Origin of the sequence: Pseudomonas frederiksbergensis (assembly GCF_000802155.2) — a bacterium.
In the GTDB taxonomy this organism is placed as follows: domain Bacteria; phylum Pseudomonadota; class Gammaproteobacteria; order Pseudomonadales; family Pseudomonadaceae; genus Aquipseudomonas; species Aquipseudomonas frederiksbergensis_A.
In genome coordinates, this window is sequence record NZ_JQGJ02000016.1 from 95,579 (window position 1) to 113,920 (window position 18,342).

The window sequence follows — 18,342 nt, forward strand, 5'->3', positions numbered from 1 at the left end:
AGCACATGAAGATTTCGAGACAAGCCTACGCCGACATGTTCGGCCCCACCGTCGGCGACAAGGTCCGCCTGGCCGACACCGAGTTGTGGATCGAAGTGGAAAAAGACTTCACCACCTACGGCGAAGAAGTGAAATTCGGCGGCGGCAAGGTGATTCGCGACGGCATGGGCCAGAGCCAACTGCTGGCCGCCGAGGTCGTCGACACGCTGATCACCAACGCGCTGATCATCGACCACTGGGGCATCGTCAAGGCTGATGTCGGCCTCAAGGACGGACGCGTCAAAGCCATCGGCAAGGCCGGCAACCCGGACATCCAGCCCGACGTAACCATCGCCATCGGCGCCAGCACCGAAGTGATTGCCGGCGAAGGCATGATCCTCACGGCTGGCGGCATCGACACCCACATCCACTTCATCTGCCCGCAGCAGATCGAAGAGGCGCTGATGAGCGGCGTAACCACCATGATCGGCGGCGGCACGGGCCCGGCCACCGGGACCAACGCCACCACTTGCACGTCCGGGCCGTGGCACCTGGCGCGCATGCTCCAGGCCGCCGATGCCTTCCCGATGAACATGGGTTTCACCGGCAAGGGCAACGCCAGCCTGCCGGAGCCGTTGGTCGAACAGGTCAAGGCCGGGGCCATCGGCCTGAAATTGCATGAAGACTGGGGCACCACCCCGGCGGCCATCGACAACTGCCTGAGCGTGGCCGACCAATACGACGTGCAGGTCGCGATTCACACCGACACCCTCAACGAGTCCGGTTTCGTCGAGACCACGCTGGCCGCGTTCAAGGGCCGCACCATCCACACCTACCACACCGAAGGTGCCGGTGGCGGGCATGCGCCGGACATCATCAAGGCTTGCGGTTTCCCCAACGTGCTGCCCAGTTCCACCAACCCGACCCGGCCGTTCACCCGCAACACCATCGACGAGCACTTGGACATGTTGATGGTCTGCCATCATCTGGACCCGAGCATTGCCGAGGACGTGGCGTTCGCCGAAAGCCGCATCCGCCGCGAGACCATCGCCGCCGAAGACATCCTTCATGACCTGGGCGCCTTCTCGATGATCAGCTCCGACAGCCAGGCCATGGGCCGTGTCGGCGAAGTCATCACGCGCACCTGGCAGACCGCCGACAAAATGAAGAAGCAACGTGGCGCCCTCCCCGGCGACGGCGAAGGCAACGACAACTTCCGCATCAAGCGCTACATCGCCAAGTACACCATCAACCCGGCGATCACCCACGGCATCAGCCATGAAGTGGGTTCCATCGAAGTGGGCAAGTGGGCCGACCTGGTGCTGTGGCGCCCGGCGTTTTTTGGGGTCAAGCCGACGCTGATCCTCAAGGGCGGGGCGATCGCCGCCAGCCTGATGGGCGACGCCAACGCCTCGATCCCGACGCCGCAACCGGTGCACTACCGACCGATGTTTGCAAGCTATGGCGGCTCGCGGCATGCCACCAGCCTGACCTTCATCAGCCAGGCCGCTGCCGAGGCCGGGCTGCCGGAACAGCTTGGGTTAAAGAAGAAAATCGCCGTGGTCAAAGGCTGCCGCGATGTGCAGAAGACCGACCTGGTCCATAACGACTACCTGCCGAGCATCGACGTCGACCCGCAGACCTATCAGGTCAAGGCCGATGGCGTGTTGTTGTGGTGTGAACCGGCAGATGTCTTGCCGATGGCGCAGCGTTACTTCCTGTTCTGAACCAACAGTTGCCTGTGGCGAGGGAGCAAGCTCCCTCGCCACAGGTTTTCATTGGGTCAAGAAACAGCCGGACCGGCTTAACCCTATAGATCAGTACTTTCCTTCAACGCATCCAGCTCCGATTGAGTCAACGACTGAATCAGCTCCGCCTCCTTGACTTTGAACTGCAAGGCCAGCGCCTCGGACTGAGAGGCATAATCGGCTGCCTCCAGGGTCCCTGCGGCCTTTGCCTCATCCAGTTCAATCTGGTTGGCAATCAGCGTATCCGTCAATGCCTGGAAGGACGTCGGATGGTGTTCCTTCAGGTAATCAATCCAGAAATCCCGTCCCACCAGCGATTGGAACTGCTCAGGCGAATCGTCCAGGGCCAGGACCTGCTCGGCAGCCGCATCAAGCGCCTCTTGCGTGACACCGGCCAGCATCAGGAAGCGTCCGCCTGCGGGCTGTTTGGGCAGTTCCAGTCGCGCCTTCAGCCCGACACGATAGGCCAGGCGAACCTCGACCTCTTCGATCTGCTGTAGGTGTTGGGCCTTCTGCGCTGCCGTAAGATCACGACGCGCATTGATCGCATCACGACGCTGCTGAATATCCTGCAGCGCAATGCGTTCCACCTCATCGAGACGAAACAGCCCTTTCGCCAGGCGGACCAACACCGCCGCCTCATCCGTTCCCCCAGCCAGGGCCCGGGCGTTGTGGATCATCAACCTGATTTCCAGGTAGCTGAACGACAACGCCGCGCGGTCCTCGCACGCCGGGGCGCCGGCCAGCTCGAACAGTTCACGACGCAACTGCGTAGAGTCCCTGGCCGCCTCAAGCATCTGCCAGACGCGCGCCTGGAGGTCCGGGTAGTTTTCTTCGCCCTGATAAGAACCCGCCAATCGATTCAATAACCTGAACAGCTCCTTGGACTGTGGCTCGCGCGCCAGGCTTCGCCACAAGTCCTTTCTTGCCTCCAGTTCGGTGCTTGGCAAATTACGCAACCACTGCTGCACGTTCGAAGGCCTGCCAGGCAGGGCATGACCAAACGCTCCGGGCGAGCGCAGAGCCATCCATTGCGGATGCGTCAGGGAGATGTTCGCCCAGTACTCACCCAAGCGCTGCTGAGTCAGTTCGCTCAACGGATTTCCCTGCAACAGGGTCACGCCATTGAGGCGCGCCGTGATGAGCGCGCGCGCTGGCGGTGGATCAATCAGGTCGTCCGGGACCTCGGTCAACCGATTGTCGCGTAAGTCAACGCGCTCCAGGGGCAGCTCACCGAGGCCGCGGGGCCAAACGCTTATATCGGTGCTTTTCAGATACAGGCCGCGCAAGGCGGGGAAGTGGCTGAAATCCGGCAACCGATCCAGCGGGTTGTTTTCCAGATTGAGGATCTTGAGCTGGGTCAGGTCTTGCAGCGTCCCGACGCTGCGACTGGTCAAGCGGATCTGATTCGACCCCAATTGGAGCCTGGTCAGGCCATTCATTGCGCCCAGGGCGGCGGGTACATCGGTCAGCCTGTTGAGGGTCATGTCCAACCAGCGAAGGGAAGAAAAACCGGTCAGGAAACTTTCGCTGCCCTCTCGCGTAAGTCCCATGTCGTTCAGCTTCAGCGACGCCACATGGCTGAAATTGGCGGTCAGGTCGGGAAGCTCCCCGACATATTGTTGGCTCAAGACCAGTTCATAACCCACCCTGCTGCCGTCCACTGCCGTTACCACCGGGACCTGGCGCCGCCAACAACGCTTGATCCGCTCAGCCACCGCGCGCCTGGCCTGCGGTTCCACCAGTTGATGACGCTGGCGACCCACCTCGCGCCAGCCCGGTGTGTTGGCCCAGAGGTCCAGGTCGCGATCGAGCATCTGCAACTCGACCTTGCGTCGCTTCAGTTCACCGACGGCGCCGTCGCCAAATGCCTCCAGCAAGGCCTGGACTTCTTGCTCGGTGTAGTCCGGGTACAGCTCAAGAACCCGACTTTGCGGGGACCGACTCAACCCCAACCGTTCGCGCAAACCGCCTAGCGGGTAGCCGACCTGGCCGGATGCCAGACGCATCGGCGATATATACGACGGTTTTACCGGCGGTAGCTTCAACAGGCTTGCCAGGGAATCTCGGCTTGCCGGCGCAGCACCGATGGCCTGTTTCAACAGATCGCCCTGATGAATCGAAGGACGGCCCATGGCCTGGCGTTCGGCAGGGCACGCTGCAACGCATCGTAGAGGCTGCCCCAGTGGCTCAGGTCGTTGCCTTGGTCGTCCAAGGACTTGTAGGCACCGCCATCCTTGATCACGTATTTGGTCTGCTGCGCACCCTGTGGCCCGATCGCACCGATCAAGTCGCCCGTGAGGTCATCTGCGCGCAACTCGATGCGCACCGTGTCACTCCATCCCGACAAGGCTTCCAGCGTCGCCAGGGCCAGTCGGGGCGTATCGGCAGTGGCCAGCGGCTCTTGGTACAGCCCTTCGTAGGCGCGGTTCATCCGCACCGTGCGCTGAAAATGACGCAGCTCTTCGGCGATACGCAGCGGGATGGGTTTGGTCTGGGCGGCATCGGCGAAATCCCACTCGGCCATCTGCTGTGTTTCAGCCGATGTGGCACGGGCCAGCATCTGGTCGATTGCCGCGGCGGGGACCGAAGGGAAACGGGATTTGATCAGCGTCGCGCGCGGGTCGCTCGAGAGGTCCTGCTTGGCATAGTAATCGTTGAACAGACTGACTTTTTCGCGCACCACGAGCTCGGCGAGCTGCTTGCGCAACTGACGGACCCGAGCCGGCATATCGGTTTTCGCGATGGCCGGGCTCGCATCGGCCAGCAGGTCGCCGCCGGCGGCATCCACCGCCTCGATCAGGTTTTTCAACACCGAAGGCGTGCGCACGTTCGCTTCGGCGAGGCTGACACCTCGGGCCGCGGCGCCAGCTTGCGGACCCGGTGCGTATTGCCATAGACGCTGGCCCGAGCGATCGACCACCTCCAGTTGCAAGCCTTTTGGCCACGGGCCATAGCGCGTAAGCAGGTGCAGTTGGGTCATCGGCTCGGCTTTGTCGTAGTCCAGCGCCTCCTCGCTTTGCAGTTGCACGGTCAGCGTCTCGATTTGTCGGCAAATGTCGAAACGCGTGAGCGTATCGGCCAGCAACGCCGGCATCGGTGCGCCCTCTAAGTGCATACGCCGCAGCACGTCCTCAGCGGTGCCGCTGGCGATGCGGATCTGCTCCAGCTCCGCCGGGCTGAAATGCTCGACCCGATGCCCCAGCCGTTTCATCAACTTCGCACCCGTCCAGCCATGGGGATGCTCCAGTTCATGGCGCCACGCACCGCTGCCATTGTCTGTCAGCTTGGGCTGATAGGCTTCCGGCCGGGAGGGATGGCGAATGCGATACCGCTGCGTAGCCGGATCCAACTGCACTTCATAGTGCTGGCCATCCAGCGCCAGGATCTGGCGCCCGTTGACCCGGTGCAGGCCTCGCGCGTCCGGCACTGCGCCGGCAGGTGGGACGAGATCGCTCCGGTAGGGGGCCAGGTCCGGACGCCAGAGCCGTGACTCGCCGCTGTCCAATCGGAGCGGTTCCAACTGCTCCACGGCGTTGGACCATTGGATATGCGGCAGCACTGCGGCGCCCGTGGCCACGAACGCGGTGTTGAGGGCGACGCTGGAAAAATGCGCCCACATTTCCTGGGTCTCCCCGCGCTCGAACGCTTCGATGCCTTCAAAGGCCTCGTTGAACATCTGCACCGCCCCTACCGTCAGCATCAGCGGCCCCAGCCCTGGCACAACGAACGCTCCCAGGTTGAGCACATCGATGACCGCGTTCAGATAACTCTCCTGGCGCGCCAGGCGGGCTTTCTTGTCTTCGTCACCAGTGGGCACCGCTACCGCGCGGGCGTCGAGCTGGATCTTCTGGACCTGGCGTAGCCGCAACGACTCCCACAACGGGGCGGGAATGGGCGAAGTGTCCATGGGCAGCCGTCGCAGATTCGATTTGAGCGGGTAGTCGACCAGGCTGTTCTCCTGCTCGGAAGGTTGGTAGAGCCGGTTGAACTGCTCGAAAAAAACGCCTTGCTTGCGCAGCGGGACAAAACGGCTGAAAAAGCGCCGATAGCCGATGCCGTGCAGGCGCCGCCGCGTTTGCGCCATGAAGTCGGCGCTGGAAGCAAACTCCTTCAGCGGCTGCTCGGGATCACCGGGAAGGTAGGCCACGAGCCGCTCGACTCGCCGGCTGTTTTCACGCTCCGGTCCGATCAGCAACGGGCCAACCAGTTCGATATCGAAGACTTTCAGTGACGTGAAGGTCACCGCGCGGTCGTCCAAAGTGATCGCATCCTGATCGCCGACGACCTGTTGCAACATTCGATAAGCCGCCTGACTGATATCCCCCTTGGCCCGGGCGATCTCCATGCTCAGCGCCAAACCTTGCCGGTGATGATCACGCAGTTGGCGATCCAACTGGTTGCGTGATGCCTCGTTTGCCGGTCGCACGATCGCGTTGATGTGTTCTTGATAGAGACGCCCCAGGTCCAATGTGCGGCATAGCCTGGCGAAGGCTTGCGGCGCAATCGGCAACGCCCCCGCCCGAAAGGCGCTGGTGGACGGCATGACCTCCCCACCGTAGAACGGACGCTGGGTGGTGATCAGCGTGCAATCGGCACAACCGGGCCGGTTTTCTTCGTCGGGTTCGAAATTGGCCAGCGCGGCCTCCAGCAATGAAGAGCCGTGGTACTCGTACTGGTTGAACTGGCTATCGCCCTTATCCAGCACGAGTGCGCCGAAGAAATCACCGCGGACTTGCCGTCCGTACTTGCGGACGAAATAAACCTGGTTGACGTCGAGCGTCTGCTTGAATTCAGCCTTGATCGCCTGCTCCAGCAGCGGCTCGGCAAAGGCGCGGATGTCCTGGATATCGGCCAGGACGTTGTCGACCTGATTCAAGATTTCGCGGTAGCGGGAGTGACTGCTCTTGAGGCTGGCCCTGGTTTCGTAGGGGGCCTTTGCGTACCAGTCCGGCAGCTCAAGCGTATGATCGCTCAGCTCCCGCTGGCGCTGCACGATGGCTGCGCTGTACCAACCGGGCACACGCGCCTTGAGCAAATCCAGGTGCAGATCGCGGGCGACAGGCATTACCGGGCGAAGAATGGGTTCTGGCATATCGGGTCATCCTTGATATTTGGAAACCCGAGCCTAACCAGCGCCTCGCCTACAGATGCGGTAACTATTTATTCTCTTGGGCAGGGCATGACGCACGCGGTGCCTGCGCGGCTCAGCCCACCCAACGTCCCAACTGCTGGCGCAGCCGACGGTTCTCGGCTCGCAGTTGCTGGACTTCTTCCAGCAGGTCCAGCGCCAGGGCGACACCTTCCCATTCCAGCTCCAGGTCACGCCGCAGCTTGGCGGCACGCTTGGCCAAGGCCAGTTCGTAATCGGTAAAACGCCAATCCGTCGGGGCCGTGCCATGGGGCTCGAGGATGCCATGCTCGACGATTTCGATCACATGGACATCGGCCAATGCGGCGGCTTCACAGAACTCCACCAGGTTCAGTTCAATGATCGGGTTGTTCATGGTCTGCTTCTCCCAATGCTTCAACTGTCGAGTCTAGCCCCGCCTGCCCATGTGGACACAGACATCACAAGATGTATCAGCAGGTCAGAAATTCTCCCGCGGATCGAACGCGGCTTTCTTCGCCAGCTCTGCCCACAACGCCTTGACCGATTCGTCGCTGGTCTTGGGCATCACGGCCTTGAGCTGCACGAACAGGTAGCCGCGCTCGCCGGCCTTGTTGCGCAGGCCGTGGCCCTTGGCGCGCATGCGCTGGCCGTTCTGGCTGCCGGCCGGGACCTTGAGGTTGATCTTGCCGGTGAGGGTCGGCACCGCTACTTCGGTGCCCAGCGCCAATTCCCACGGCGCCAACGGCAAGGTGATGATCAAGTCCTGGCCTTCAACGTCGAACTTGGGGTGCGGCGCGAAGCGAATGGTCAGGTACAAGTCGCCATTGGCACCACCGCCGACGCCCGGCGCGCCCTGGCCCTTGAGGCGGATGCGCTCGCCATCGGTCACGCCCAGCGGGATCTTCACGTTCAGGCTTTTGCTGGTGTTGCTCACATGCTGGCCGGCCGCGTTGTACTGCGGCACCTGGAAGCTGACCTTTTTCGATTCGTTCGACAGGGTCTCTTCCAGGAAGATCGGTAATTCCATTTCCACGTCTTGCCCCCGACGGCCGGCGCTGCGACCCGATTGTCCGCCACCGAAACCCGGCCCGCGATTGCCAAAGATCGAACTGAAGAAGTCCGAGAAATCCCCGGTATCCTGACCGCCAAAACCGCCACGGCTCTGCCAGCCCGGCGGGCCCTGGAACGGCTGGCCGTGCTGGCCATACCGGCGCAGGTCGTCATATTCGGCGCGCTTGTCGGCGCTTTTCAGCGCTTCATAGGCTTCGGAGACGTCCTTGAACTTGGTCTCGGCGTCCTTTTCCTTGCTCACATCCGGGTGGTACTTGCGCGCCAGTTTGCGATAGGCGGCCTTGATCGTGGCGTCGTCGGCCGTCGGCTCGACACCCAGGATCTTGTAATAGTCTTTGAAGTCCATCGAAGCATCACCATCCGTTATCGATATCGCACCGCCATGCACAGCATGCTCGTGGTACAAACCCCGGAGTTTGACCAATCTCAAGGTTTGTGACCGGGCGGCGCTTCAGAAGTTTATCGGCAGCCGGTGGCGGTTCTTGTGCCCGCCCTGTGGCTGCCAGTGGCCTGTGTGGTCGGTTCGTCAGTTCAAATTCGGATGCCAGAAGTCCCTAGCCAAGACGCTGTGACGAGTCATGGCCCGCTATGGCGAGGAACAGCAACGCAGGCTAGGGGCTTCTGGCATCCGAAGTTGAGCTAACAGAACTGACCATACAGGCCACTGGGCTCATGCCAGAAAGTTTGGGGGTGTCGGGGTGTCTTTCAAGGCCTGTGTTTGCGAATTAGCAGATAACCGGCCTTCGAATCCGCGCCGCACTGACATACACTGCGCGGCCGTTTTTTCAACTGGAACCCGAAAGACATGAAAAACGCATCCCCGGCCCGTGCCTGCGGCATCGACTTTGGCACGTCCAACTCCACCGTCGGCTGGCTGCGCCCCGGCATGGAAACGTTGATCGCGCTGGAGGACGACAAGATCACCCTGCCCTCGGTGGTCTTTTTCAATCTCGAGGAACGCCGTCCGGTGTATGGCCGCCTGGCCCTGCATGAATACCTGGAGGGCTACGAAGGCCGGTTGATGCGCTCGCTCAAGAGCCTGCTGGGCTCCAAGCTGATCAAGCACGACACCAGCGTTTTGGGCACGGCCATGCCGTTCAAGGACTTGCTGGGGTTGTTCATCGGCCAGTTGAAGAAACGCGCCGAAGCCACCGCCGGTCGGGAATTCGAAGAAGTAGTGTTGGGACGCCCGGTGTTCTTCGTCGACGACGATGAACTGGCCGACCAGGAAGCCGAGAACACCTTGGTGGACGTGGCCCGCGCCATCGGCTTCAAGGAAGTTTCGTTCCAGTACGAGCCCATCGCCGCGGCGTTCGATTATGAATCGACCATTGCAAAAGAAGAGCTGGTGCTGATCGTCGACATCGGCGGCGGTACCTCGGACTTTTCCCTGGTGCGCCTGTCGCCCGAGCGGCGCATGCATGACAACCGTCACGCCGACATCCTGGCGACCGGCGGCGTGCACATCGGCGGGACCGACTTCGACAAGCAACTCAGCCTGCAAGGCCTGATGCCGCTGTTCGGCTACGGCAGCCGGATGAAAAGCGGCGCCTACATGCCCACCAGCCACCACATGAACCTGGCGACCTGGCACACCATCAACTCGGTGTACTCGCAGAAATCCACCCTGGCCCTGGGCAGCATGCGCTACGACATCGAAGACACGGCGGGCATCGACCGGCTGTTCAAGCTGATCGAACAGCGCGCCGGGCACTGGTTGGCGATGGAAGTGGAAGAAACCAAGATCCAGCTGACCCACGCCGACCAGCGCCACGTGCCCCTGGACCGGATCGAGCCAGGCCTGAGCGTGGACTTGAGCCGCGCCCTGTTCGAGTCAGCGATCGACGGCCTGTTGGAGCGCGTGCGCAACAGCGTCACGCAGTTGCTCAACGATGCCAACGTGCGGGTCGATCAGGTCGACACGGTGTTCTTCACCGGTGGCTCCAGCGGCATCCCGGCACTGCGCAACAGCGTCTCGGCCATGCTGCCCCAGGCGCGGCATGTGGAAGGCAATATCTTTGGCAGTATCGGCAGTGGGTTGGCGATCGAGGCGATGAAGCGGTACGGAGTCCAGGACTGAACGCCCCTGATCTGGCCGAGCCTGTTCGGGTGGGGCCCGCAGACCAGGGAGCGCAACTGGCCAATTATTTCATTGGTTTCAATTCGCGAAGATTGAAAGTCAAAGATTGAGTGAGCTCTCGATCTTGTTCTTGAACCAGTCAGAGGAATATTGCCCGACGACCGTTTCCGTCTGGATGAGTAGGGTCGTCGGGGCAGACTGGACGTCGTAGTTTTTTTCAAGCATTCCCGTTGCTTCAAATTTCTTCTGCGCCACTTTGACTTTACCGCCAAGGTCCTGGGCCAACTCATCAAGGACATCCTTCATCCTGCCGCTAGCCTTGTTGTCGCTTATGAACGCCAAGACCACCGGAATCTTCGATTGATGCACTTCGACAGTAAATGTCTCGTCATCGATAGTGATTACACTCATGGATATGCTCCTGGTAGCTGGGTTTGCGAGGGATGCAAACCCTTACTCGAAGCTAACGACTCCCGAAATCACCGTCTACTGTCAAAAATAACAGGTAAGACGACGGTGCTATACCATCCCCACCTGCTTCAACTCACTCTTGAGATACGCATAATAAATCGGCCCCGCCACCACCCCCGGCAGGCCGAACGCGGCTTCGAACACCAGCATCGCCATCAGCAGTTCCCAGGACTTGGCGCTGATCTGCCCGCCGACGATACGGGCGTTGAGGAAGTATTCGAGCTTGTGGATCACGATCAGGTAACCCAGCGCCGCCACCGCCACCCAGATCGACAGCGACAGGGCAACGACGGTGATCAGCGTGTTGGACATCAGGTTGCCGATCACCGGCAACAGCCCCAGCAGGAACGTCATCACGATCAGCGTCTTGGTCAACGGCAGCTGGATGCCGAACAGCGGCAGCACCACCGCCAGGAAAATCCCGGTGAAGAAGGTGTTGAGCAGGGAGATCTTGATCTGCGCAAAAACGATATTGCGAAACGCCTTGACCAGCAGGTTCAGGCGATCGAACAGCGCGGCAGCCAAGGGCTTGCGCTTGGTCAGGTCGGGGATGCGCTGCAAGGCGATGATGGCGCCCAACACCATGCCAATCAGCAGCGTCACGAACATGTGGGCCGCGTCCTTGCCCACGAGCTGCAAGTCGCTCAAGTGCTTGCTCACCCAATCACCGATCGCCACCCGGAACTCCGCCGCGCTGGCGGGCAGATAAGCATCGATAAAGGGCGGCAACTGACCACGGGCGCGATCGACCACCGCCATGAATTTGTCCAGGGAAGCGCCTGGATTTTCCGCTTCGTGCAGCAGGAAACTGAAAGCCCCGGCGAAGATCAGCGACAGCACGCTCACGACCAGTGTGCCCAGCAACGCCACCGCCAGCCAGCGGGCGCGGCGGCCTTCGATCAGGCGTTGCAACTGCGGGGTGAGCATGTTGACCAGCTCGAACACCAGCAATCCGGCCAACAGGCTCGGCAACAGGCGCAGCGGCAGCACCAGCAACAACCCACCAAAAATGATCACCCAACTGATCACCAACAACACATGACGCTGAGAAAACGTTGGCATACAGCCCCAGGACAAAACGGCGTGAAAGGATCGGCAGTCTGCCAGCGATCCGCTGGCAGCACTAGGGATTGTATCGGCCGATTTGTGCCAGGGTTCAGAAGATTGCGGCGCTCATTTCTTCTTCAGGCACTCACTCATGAACGCCTTGCGAGCGTCACCCTTCAGCGCCTGCTCGGTGGCGGTGGCGTTGCAGGATTTCATGCGCTCCTGTGGGGTAGCCTTGAGGCAGTTGCTCATGAAGGCCTTGCGCTCGTCACCCTTGAGGGCCTTGGCGCTGGCGTCGGCGTTGCAGGTGGTCATCTTGTTCTGCTGCGCCGTCTCGGCGTAGCCCTGGGCGCACAGCAACAGACCGAGCATCAACAAAGGCACACGAAGCATCTTCATGGTGTTTCTCCTGGTTGCCGCACGAGGGTACGGCGATGGGGTGCAGTGTAGACAAGGCCTGTTACACCTTCATCTTTTGACCTTTAGTGCCTGAGCGGCCGCCATCGTCGGATCGCCGCCCGGAGCAAGCTGGCTACACCCCGGCCGCCTTCAACCGCTCGGCATGCTCGACAAACAGCCGGATCGGCTCTGCTCCCTTGCCCACCAGCCCTAACGACTGATTGACGATGTCGAAGTGGTCCAGCGGATAATCATCCCGGATCACGGTCCCCAGGTGCGAACTGTAGCGCCCGACCATGCCGTCGCATTGTCCCGCTTCCCTGACAAAGGTGCGGGCAAACAAACGGCAAGTGCGGTTGGTGCCGTCGAACAGGTTGCGCCCTTTATCGGTCTTGCCCGGCTGCAACGTTCCCGACCAGGAGTAATAACGCACGCCATTGACCTCTTCCGGGCCGTGCCCACCCCAGGCTTGCGGCAAGCCCTGTGGGTAACGCTCGTTGAACAGCGCCACGCCCGCGGTCGTCAGCGAGGCATGGGAGGCCTGCAGGTCAGCCGGCAGCCGAGGTCCGCGATAGCCGGTGTCCAAGCGGCTCATGATGGCGTTGATCAGCCGCAGCAAGGCACTGAGCACCCGGCCCTTGGCGCTGTCGGCCGGATAATGGGTTTGCAGGTAGTCGGCCAGTTCGGAGCCGTGGTTGGTGCCGGCCACCGAAGTGACCGACGCCACCAGGTCCGGGCGCTTGGCCGCGGCGTAGCGGGCACTGAGGGCGCCCTGGCTGTGGCCGATCAAGTTGACTTTGTGTGCACCGGTTTGCTTCAGGATTTCCTCGATCCGCGCCAGCAACTGCTCGCCGCGAACCTCGGATGAGTGCAAGGGCGAGACCTTCACCGGGATCGCCACGGCCCCGCCCCGGCGCAGAGCCTCCACGATGCCATACCAGTACGGATACAACACCAGGCGAATGAAACCGAGCATGCCCGGGACCAGCACCAGCGGGTAACGAGTGGCACAGCGTTGCGACATGGCGACATCCTTGCGATCAAGAGGTGGTCAGCATCAGTACCGATGATGACCAGTCTATGACACCCACGTCACTTCAGCCCGGTCACAGCAGGGCCCAGTCCATCAGAACGTCCGCGCCAGTGCCAGCAAGCGCTGCTCGGCCTCGGCATAGGAACGCGCGAAGCTGTGCTCGGCCGATTCCTCGCCTTCGGCGGCTATCACCGTCACGTCGTTGATGCCGATAAAACCCAGGACCGCCCGCAGCCACGTGTCGGCATGATTCATTGCCTCCAACTGGCCGCCGGGGCCAAAGCCGAAATCGCCGCGACTGGTCACGATTAGCGCCTTCTTGCCCGACACCAGCGGCTCGTACTGCGAAACTCCGTTGTCGAGACTGTGGTTGAACGTCACGCCGATGCGTACGATCTGGTCGACCCAGGCCTTCACACCGCTGGGCACCCCGAAATTGTGCATGGGTGCGGAGATCACCAGGCGGTCATGGGCTTGCAGTTCGGCCACCAGCGCATCGCTCAACGCCAGGTCGGCCTGCATGGTCAACGGTCGCGCCTGGGGCTCGGGATAAAAAGCCGCAGCGATAAAGGCTTCATTGACTGCCGGGAGGACGGTGCGCCCCACCTCGCGGCGAGTCGACCGGGACTGGGGGTTGGCGCCCTGCCAGGCCTGGATGAACGTCTCCGTCAGACGTCGGGAGTGGGAACGCTCGCCACGGGGGCTGCCTTGTACGACAAGAATACTGTTCATCTCTAACTCCTTCGTTGCGACTACAATCGGAACTGCTTTGTGGCCTTTAGCTTGAGTTCCGGTAGCGCTTACTCTCAAATGAGCGTTAGTTCATCGAGATGAACTCATTTCATCCGTGCGGAGATTTGCAATGTTTGCCAGCCTGCCCCTGAACGCCTTGCGCGCCTTCGAGTCCGCTGCCCGCTTGCTCAGCTTCAAGGCGGCGGCTGAAGAGCTTTCGGTCACGCCAACGGCGATTTCCCACCAGATCCGCTCACTGGAAACCTGGCTGGGGGCGCAGTTGTTCGAACGCCTGCCGCGTCGGGTGCGTCTCACCGACGCCGGGCAACGCCTGTTCCACAGCCTGCACGGGGCATTGCTGGAAGTTGCGCAAAGCGTCGACAGCCTCCGTCCGCTGCGCAGCACCACTCATTTGACGATTTCCACCACCGCGGCGTTTGCCGCCCTGTGGCTGGTGCCGCGCCTGGGACGGTTTTATGCGCGCCATCCAAACATCAAGGTGCGGCTGGACACTCATTGCGAGGTCATCGACCTGCATCAGGACGCCAGCGTCGACATGGTGGTGCGCTACAGCCTGGACGGTTACTCGAACCTTTACGGCCTGTGCCTGTTTGAAGAGAGCTTCGGCGTGTATGGCTCACCGGAACAAGTCGCGCTGGCCACCCGGCAGCCGCCGACGCTGATCAGTGTGCGTTGGCACAATTCCAAGCTGTACGCCCATGGCTGGGATGCCTGGTGCACCCAGGCAGCGGAAAACTGGATGAGCCAGCAGCCTTGCATGCGTGAATACGACGAAGAGCACTACGCCTTGCAAGCCGCTATTGCCGGCCAAGGCCTGGTATTGGCGAGCAATATCCTCGCTTCGCAAAGCGTCGCCAGCGGCCTGCTCGTGGGTTATCGCCCGCACGTCCAGGTCAATGGCGCAGGCTACAGCGCGCTGTGCGTGCCGGGACGTGAGCGGCACCCGCCCGTGCGGGCATTTTTCCAATGGGTGGAGGAAGAAGCACGCCTGTCCGGGCACGCGCTGAAAAATCCGGTAAAACTTTTCCAGGACAGCGTCGCTCAGAACTAGAGCGATCGCGCCAGCAGAGCGTGACGCCAAACCGGATCAGCCTCCAGGAGAACGAGATGAGCGACATGCACTTATCCGACGTCACGACCTTGCGCGAACGTGCGCGCCAGAACGTCCAGAACGGCGCGGTCACCGAAGGCTACAGCGCCGACCGCCAGGAAATCATCCGCCTGCTCAACGAAGCACTGGCCACCGAGCTGGTCTGTACGCTGCGCTACAAGCGGCACTACTTCATGGCCACCGGCCTGAAGGCAAGCGTCGCGGCGAGCGAGTTCCTCGAACACGCCAACCAGGAATCCGAGCATGCCGACCGGCTCGCCGAACGCATCGTACAGCTGGGCGGCGAACCGGAATTCAACCCCGACCTGTTGACCCGGCATTCCCATGCCCAGTACGTGGCGGGCAATACGCTCAAGGAAATGGTGTTCGAAGATCTGGTAGCCGAACGCATAGCCATCGACAGCTACCGGGAAATCGTGCAGTACATCGGCGAAAAAGACCCGACCACGCGGCGCATCTTCGAGGACATCCTGGCCCAGGAAGAAGAGCACGCCGATGACATGGCCGATATCCTGGCCGATCTCTGATTCGCCCCAGGGCGTCATCGCCGACCGACCGCAAGTCTGGCTATCGGGTGGGCTTGACGGTCACCGGCGCCTTGCCCGCCTTCATCTGCTCCAGCAACGGCGCGCACTGGTTCGGCTCGCCGCCGCTGGGTGCCACCAGGGCCAACAGCCCAGCCGCCGGCGCGGCGATGACACCCAGGGCAACCATGCCGGCACCGCGCAGCATCAGCGGTACGGCCTTGACCCCTGCGGCAGGCTTTCCAAAGGAACCTCGCACGTATAGCGGCGAGCGCAGGGAAATCAACCGCCAGCCCTTGGACTCGGGCGTGACGGTCAGGTCCAGTTGTTCGGTGGCCATGTTCGCCGTGCCGTCGATATAGATAATCGCGTTCTCGGTATCGAATACGAACAGGCGCGTGGTTGCCAGGCCGGTCTTGATATCGAAATCAGCCGCTGCGCAGTTGATCTTCACTTCCTTGTCGCCAAAGATTTTCCCCACCACGTAGTTGCCCACGTTTAGCCCCGCCAGCTCCATCAGCTCGCGGCTGATGGCGCCGTCGTTGATGAGCATCTTCAGGGTGCCGTTGGACGTGCCCAGCAACGCCGCCACCGAGTTGCCGCGCCCGGAAATATCCGCGTCGCCGTTGAGTTCACCGAAACTGGTCTTCATCGGTTCGAACCCCGGGAACAGCTGCTTGAGCTTGAAGCCTCGCGCGGTCAATTTAGCTTGGCCTTCGAGAGGCTGGGTGTGGCCGTTGAGGCGGATCTGCGCATCGAGCCGGCCGCCGGCCACGCCAAAGCGCAGGGGTTCCAGGCTCAGTTGGCCATCGTTGAGCACCAAATGCGTGTAGAGGTCGGTAAACGGCAACTGCTCGCTGTGGACGATACGCTTGCCGGTGAACTCCACGTCGGCATCCATCACGCTCCAGCGTTCGGTGCGGAATTCTTCCACCGGCAGTACCTTGTCGGACGGCTGTTTGCTGGCGCCCCCACGGGCTTTTTGTTCTGAGTTGGAGTCTGCGCCGATCAGCGGCGCCAAATCGCTGAACAACAACTGATCGGAGACCAGCGCGCCGCTGAGTTTGGGCCGGGGCTGGCTGGCGACATAGGCCAGGTTGCCGTGAATGTCGCTGTCGCCGATCTTGCCGTTGAACGCCTCATAGCGAAACTGGGCGCCGTCCGGCTCACGGAGCTTGGCGATCAATCGACCATCCGTGGAATAAGGGGGCGAATCCGGCAGGGTCACACCCGTCAGCGGATAAAGATTGGCCAGGCTGTTGCCGGCCAGTTTCAAACGCAGATCCAGGGCGCCGAGGTTTTTCGGGTCGGTCAGGGTACCGGCCAGTTCGACGCGGGTATCGGCGATCTTCGCCTGGGCCTGTAGCGGGAAAGGTTGCGCCGCATCCTGCAACGCCAGCAGGCCACCGACCTTGCCGGATCCGCTGAGACTCTGCCCGTGATATTGCCCGTCGACCTTGAAGGCAAAGGCATAGTCCTGGGGTGACGAACCCTGCTCGCGGGTTCTTTTCGCGGTTTTTTCGCCGACGATATCGCTGAAGGGAATCGGCTTGCCCAACGGGTCGACCAACACGTCGAGCCGGGTCTTGAGCGTCTGGTCATCCAGCGTGACGTGCCCCTTGTCAAAACCAATGGCGCCGATGTCCACGACCCAGCTGGACGGTTCGGCGTCCGGGTCCTTCGGATCGAACTGGAAGATCCAGTTGGCGCGACCATCGGCCAGGCGCTGCAGGCTGGCGTCGGGCCCTGTCAGGTCGATACGCGGGATGGCCACCCGCCGGGCCAGCAATGCCAAGGGTGAAACGCGCAACTCAACGCGCTTGAGCGTGACCATCTGTGGGGTCTTCGACCATTCCGGGTTTCCCAGGGTCAGGTCCTCGGCCACCACGTGCGGCCATGGCAACCATGCCCGCCAGCCACCTTCGTCGAGCTCGCGGCGCCAAATCACCGCCAGGTTGCCATTGATTGCGAACGAGCGATGCAACTCCTCGGAAACCTTGGCGTTGAGCGCCGGCTTGATGCGGTTCCAATCGAAAAACGCAATGACCAGCACCAGCACGGCCAGCAGGACAATGAGGCAGGCAAAGCCCCAGGCGAAGATTTTTGAGGTGCGCGTCATGCACAAGGCTCCTGAGGCAAATGGGCGTCCGGACTACGACGCCTGGGCAATCGAACCTGTAGCCGGCTCGTTGTCGATGATCGTTGGACAGGCAAAACGGCCGACAGGTTTACCACCAAGGGTGACGAACGGCACTAAAAAACACACGGGAACCTGACCGACTCGACAGCTACCTGTTACCGCCGCCGCACATTTGCGGGGCGCGAGTGAGTACAAACTACCCACTCCGGGGCGAAAACGCTCCGCTGAAAGCCGCGTTCTAGAGCCTTTCCGCCGAACAATCAATTCCGTTGATTATTACCATTGTGTTTATGAACTTTTATATCGACTTATCGAGAGTAGCATTGCCCTCGTACCCACTTTTTAGCCCTCCCAAGGAGCAACGATCATGAAACGCCAACTACTGATGAGCCTTTCCCTTTCACTGCTGGCCTCGACCGCTTTTGCCCTGCCAGCTTCCGAACAAGCCACACCGCAGGTCAAGGACAGTCAGCCTGTCTACAGCCAAACCGTAGCCGAAGGTGGTCGTGACCGCCTGGAGCAAAAAGGTCTGGTCGAAGACGGTTCCGACCGCACCCCACAGGGCCAGACCTTTGCTGCTGACGGCTCCGACCGCACTCCGGGCCAGACCCTGGCTGCTGACGGCTCCGACCGCACTCCGGGCCAGACCCTGGCTGCTGACGGCTCCGACCGCACTCCGGGTCAAACCCTGGCTGCTGACGGCTCCGACCGCACTCCGGGCCAGACCCTGGCTGCTGACGGCTCCGATCGCACTCCGGGTCAAACCCTGGCTGCTGACGGCTCCGATCGCACTCCACAAGGTCAAACCCTGGCCGAAGGCGGTGGTGATCGTGTAATCGAACGCAACAGCACAGTGAGCTGAGCCCATGGTGG

Annotated in this window: 15 protein-coding genes; 5 read left to right on the plus strand and 10 right to left on the minus strand. The window is 61.6% G+C overall.

All coding sequences use genetic code 11. From position 1 onward, the window contains the following. The first annotated feature begins 5 nt into the window (after nt 1-5). Entirely contained in the window at nt 6-1,706 is a 1,701-nt protein-coding gene (ureC, locus tag JZ00_RS23265) for an urease subunit alpha (RefSeq protein WP_039593489.1), read from the plus strand. An 83-nt stretch (nt 1,707-1,789) separates the two neighbouring features. Here ureC and JZ00_RS31605 read toward each other — a convergent pair whose 3' ends face one another. The 4 genes from JZ00_RS31605 to JZ00_RS23280 form a co-directional block, all read right to left on the minus strand. After that, nucleotides 1,790-3,862, minus strand: coding sequence for an NEL-type E3 ubiquitin ligase domain-containing protein (locus tag JZ00_RS31605; protein WP_235433110.1), 2,073 nt, complete (start codon nt 3,860-3,862; stop codon nt 1,790-1,792). Continuing rightward, nucleotides 3,826-6,822: a dermonecrotic toxin domain-containing protein gene (locus tag JZ00_RS31610; protein ID WP_235433111.1), complete on the minus strand. Its 2,997-nt coding sequence runs from the start codon at nt 6,820-6,822 to the stop codon at nt 3,826-3,828. The genes JZ00_RS31605 and JZ00_RS31610 overlap by 37 nt, the downstream gene beginning before the upstream one ends. A 112-nt stretch (nt 6,823-6,934) precedes the next feature. Beyond that, the gene (locus tag JZ00_RS23275; RefSeq protein ID WP_039593488.1) at nt 6,935-7,234 is read right to left on the minus strand and encodes a chaperone modulator CbpM; all 300 of its coding nucleotides are present in this window, start codon (nt 7,232-7,234) and stop codon (nt 6,935-6,937) included. Nucleotides 7,235-7,318: 84 nt separating this feature from the next. Further along, nucleotides 7,319-8,257, minus strand: coding sequence for a DnaJ C-terminal domain-containing protein (locus tag JZ00_RS23280; RefSeq protein ID WP_039593487.1), 939 nt, complete (start codon nt 8,255-8,257; stop codon nt 7,319-7,321). 459 nt (nt 8,258-8,716) lie between these two features. Here JZ00_RS23280 and JZ00_RS23285 point away from each other — a divergent pair, with 459 nt between their 5' ends. Then, on the plus strand, nt 8,717-9,991 hold the full coding sequence (locus JZ00_RS23285; RefSeq protein WP_039593486.1) for an Hsp70 family protein: 1,275 nt from the start codon (nt 8,717-8,719) through the stop codon (nt 9,989-9,991). A gap of 99 nt (nt 9,992-10,090) precedes the next feature. Here the strand turns inward: JZ00_RS23285 and JZ00_RS23290 are convergent, their stop codons facing one another. The 5 genes from JZ00_RS23290 to JZ00_RS23310 form a co-directional block, all read right to left on the minus strand. Further along, nucleotides 10,091-10,402, minus strand: coding sequence for a thioredoxin family protein (locus JZ00_RS23290; RefSeq protein WP_039593485.1), 312 nt, complete (start codon nt 10,400-10,402; stop codon nt 10,091-10,093). A gap of 108 nt (nt 10,403-10,510) precedes the next feature. Then, nucleotides 10,511-11,524, minus strand: coding sequence for an AI-2E family transporter (locus tag JZ00_RS23295; RefSeq protein ID WP_039593484.1), 1,014 nt, complete (start codon nt 11,522-11,524; stop codon nt 10,511-10,513). Between the two features lie 111 nt (nt 11,525-11,635). After that, nucleotides 11,636-11,908, minus strand: a complete 273-nt coding sequence (locus tag JZ00_RS23300) for a PsiF family protein (RefSeq protein ID WP_039593483.1) — start codon at nt 11,906-11,908, stop codon at nt 11,636-11,638. Nucleotides 11,909-12,041: 133 nt separating this feature from the next. After that, complete coding sequence (locus JZ00_RS23305) at nt 12,042-12,932, minus strand: esterase/lipase family protein (protein ID WP_039593482.1); 891 nt, start codon at nt 12,930-12,932, stop codon at nt 12,042-12,044. 102 nt (nt 12,933-13,034) lie between these two features. After that, complete coding sequence (locus JZ00_RS23310) at nt 13,035-13,673, minus strand: FMN-dependent NADH-azoreductase (protein WP_039593481.1); 639 nt, start codon at nt 13,671-13,673, stop codon at nt 13,035-13,037. A 130-nt stretch (nt 13,674-13,803) separates the two neighbouring features. On the opposite strand from JZ00_RS23310, the gene JZ00_RS23315 reads away from it, so the two are divergent. Continuing rightward, nucleotides 13,804-14,745 (plus strand): LysR substrate-binding domain-containing protein, encoded by a 942-nt coding sequence (locus JZ00_RS23315; protein WP_039593480.1) that lies wholly within the window; start codon nt 13,804-13,806, stop codon nt 14,743-14,745. 56 nt (nt 14,746-14,801) lie between these two features. Continuing rightward, on the plus strand, nt 14,802-15,332 hold the full coding sequence (locus JZ00_RS23320) for a ferritin-like domain-containing protein (RefSeq protein ID WP_039593479.1): 531 nt from the start codon (nt 14,802-14,804) through the stop codon (nt 15,330-15,332). A gap of 40 nt (nt 15,333-15,372) precedes the next feature. Here JZ00_RS23320 and JZ00_RS23325 read toward each other — a convergent pair whose 3' ends face one another. Beyond that, nucleotides 15,373-17,448: an AsmA family protein gene (locus JZ00_RS23325; RefSeq protein ID WP_039593478.1), complete on the minus strand. Its 2,076-nt coding sequence runs from the start codon at nt 17,446-17,448 to the stop codon at nt 15,373-15,375. Between the two features lie 388 nt (nt 17,449-17,836). Here JZ00_RS23325 and JZ00_RS23330 point away from each other — a divergent pair, with 388 nt between their 5' ends. Next, nucleotides 17,837-18,331, plus strand: a complete 495-nt coding sequence (locus JZ00_RS23330; RefSeq protein ID WP_039593477.1) for a hypothetical protein — start codon at nt 17,837-17,839, stop codon at nt 18,329-18,331. Nucleotides 18,332-18,342 lie beyond the last annotated feature (11 nt).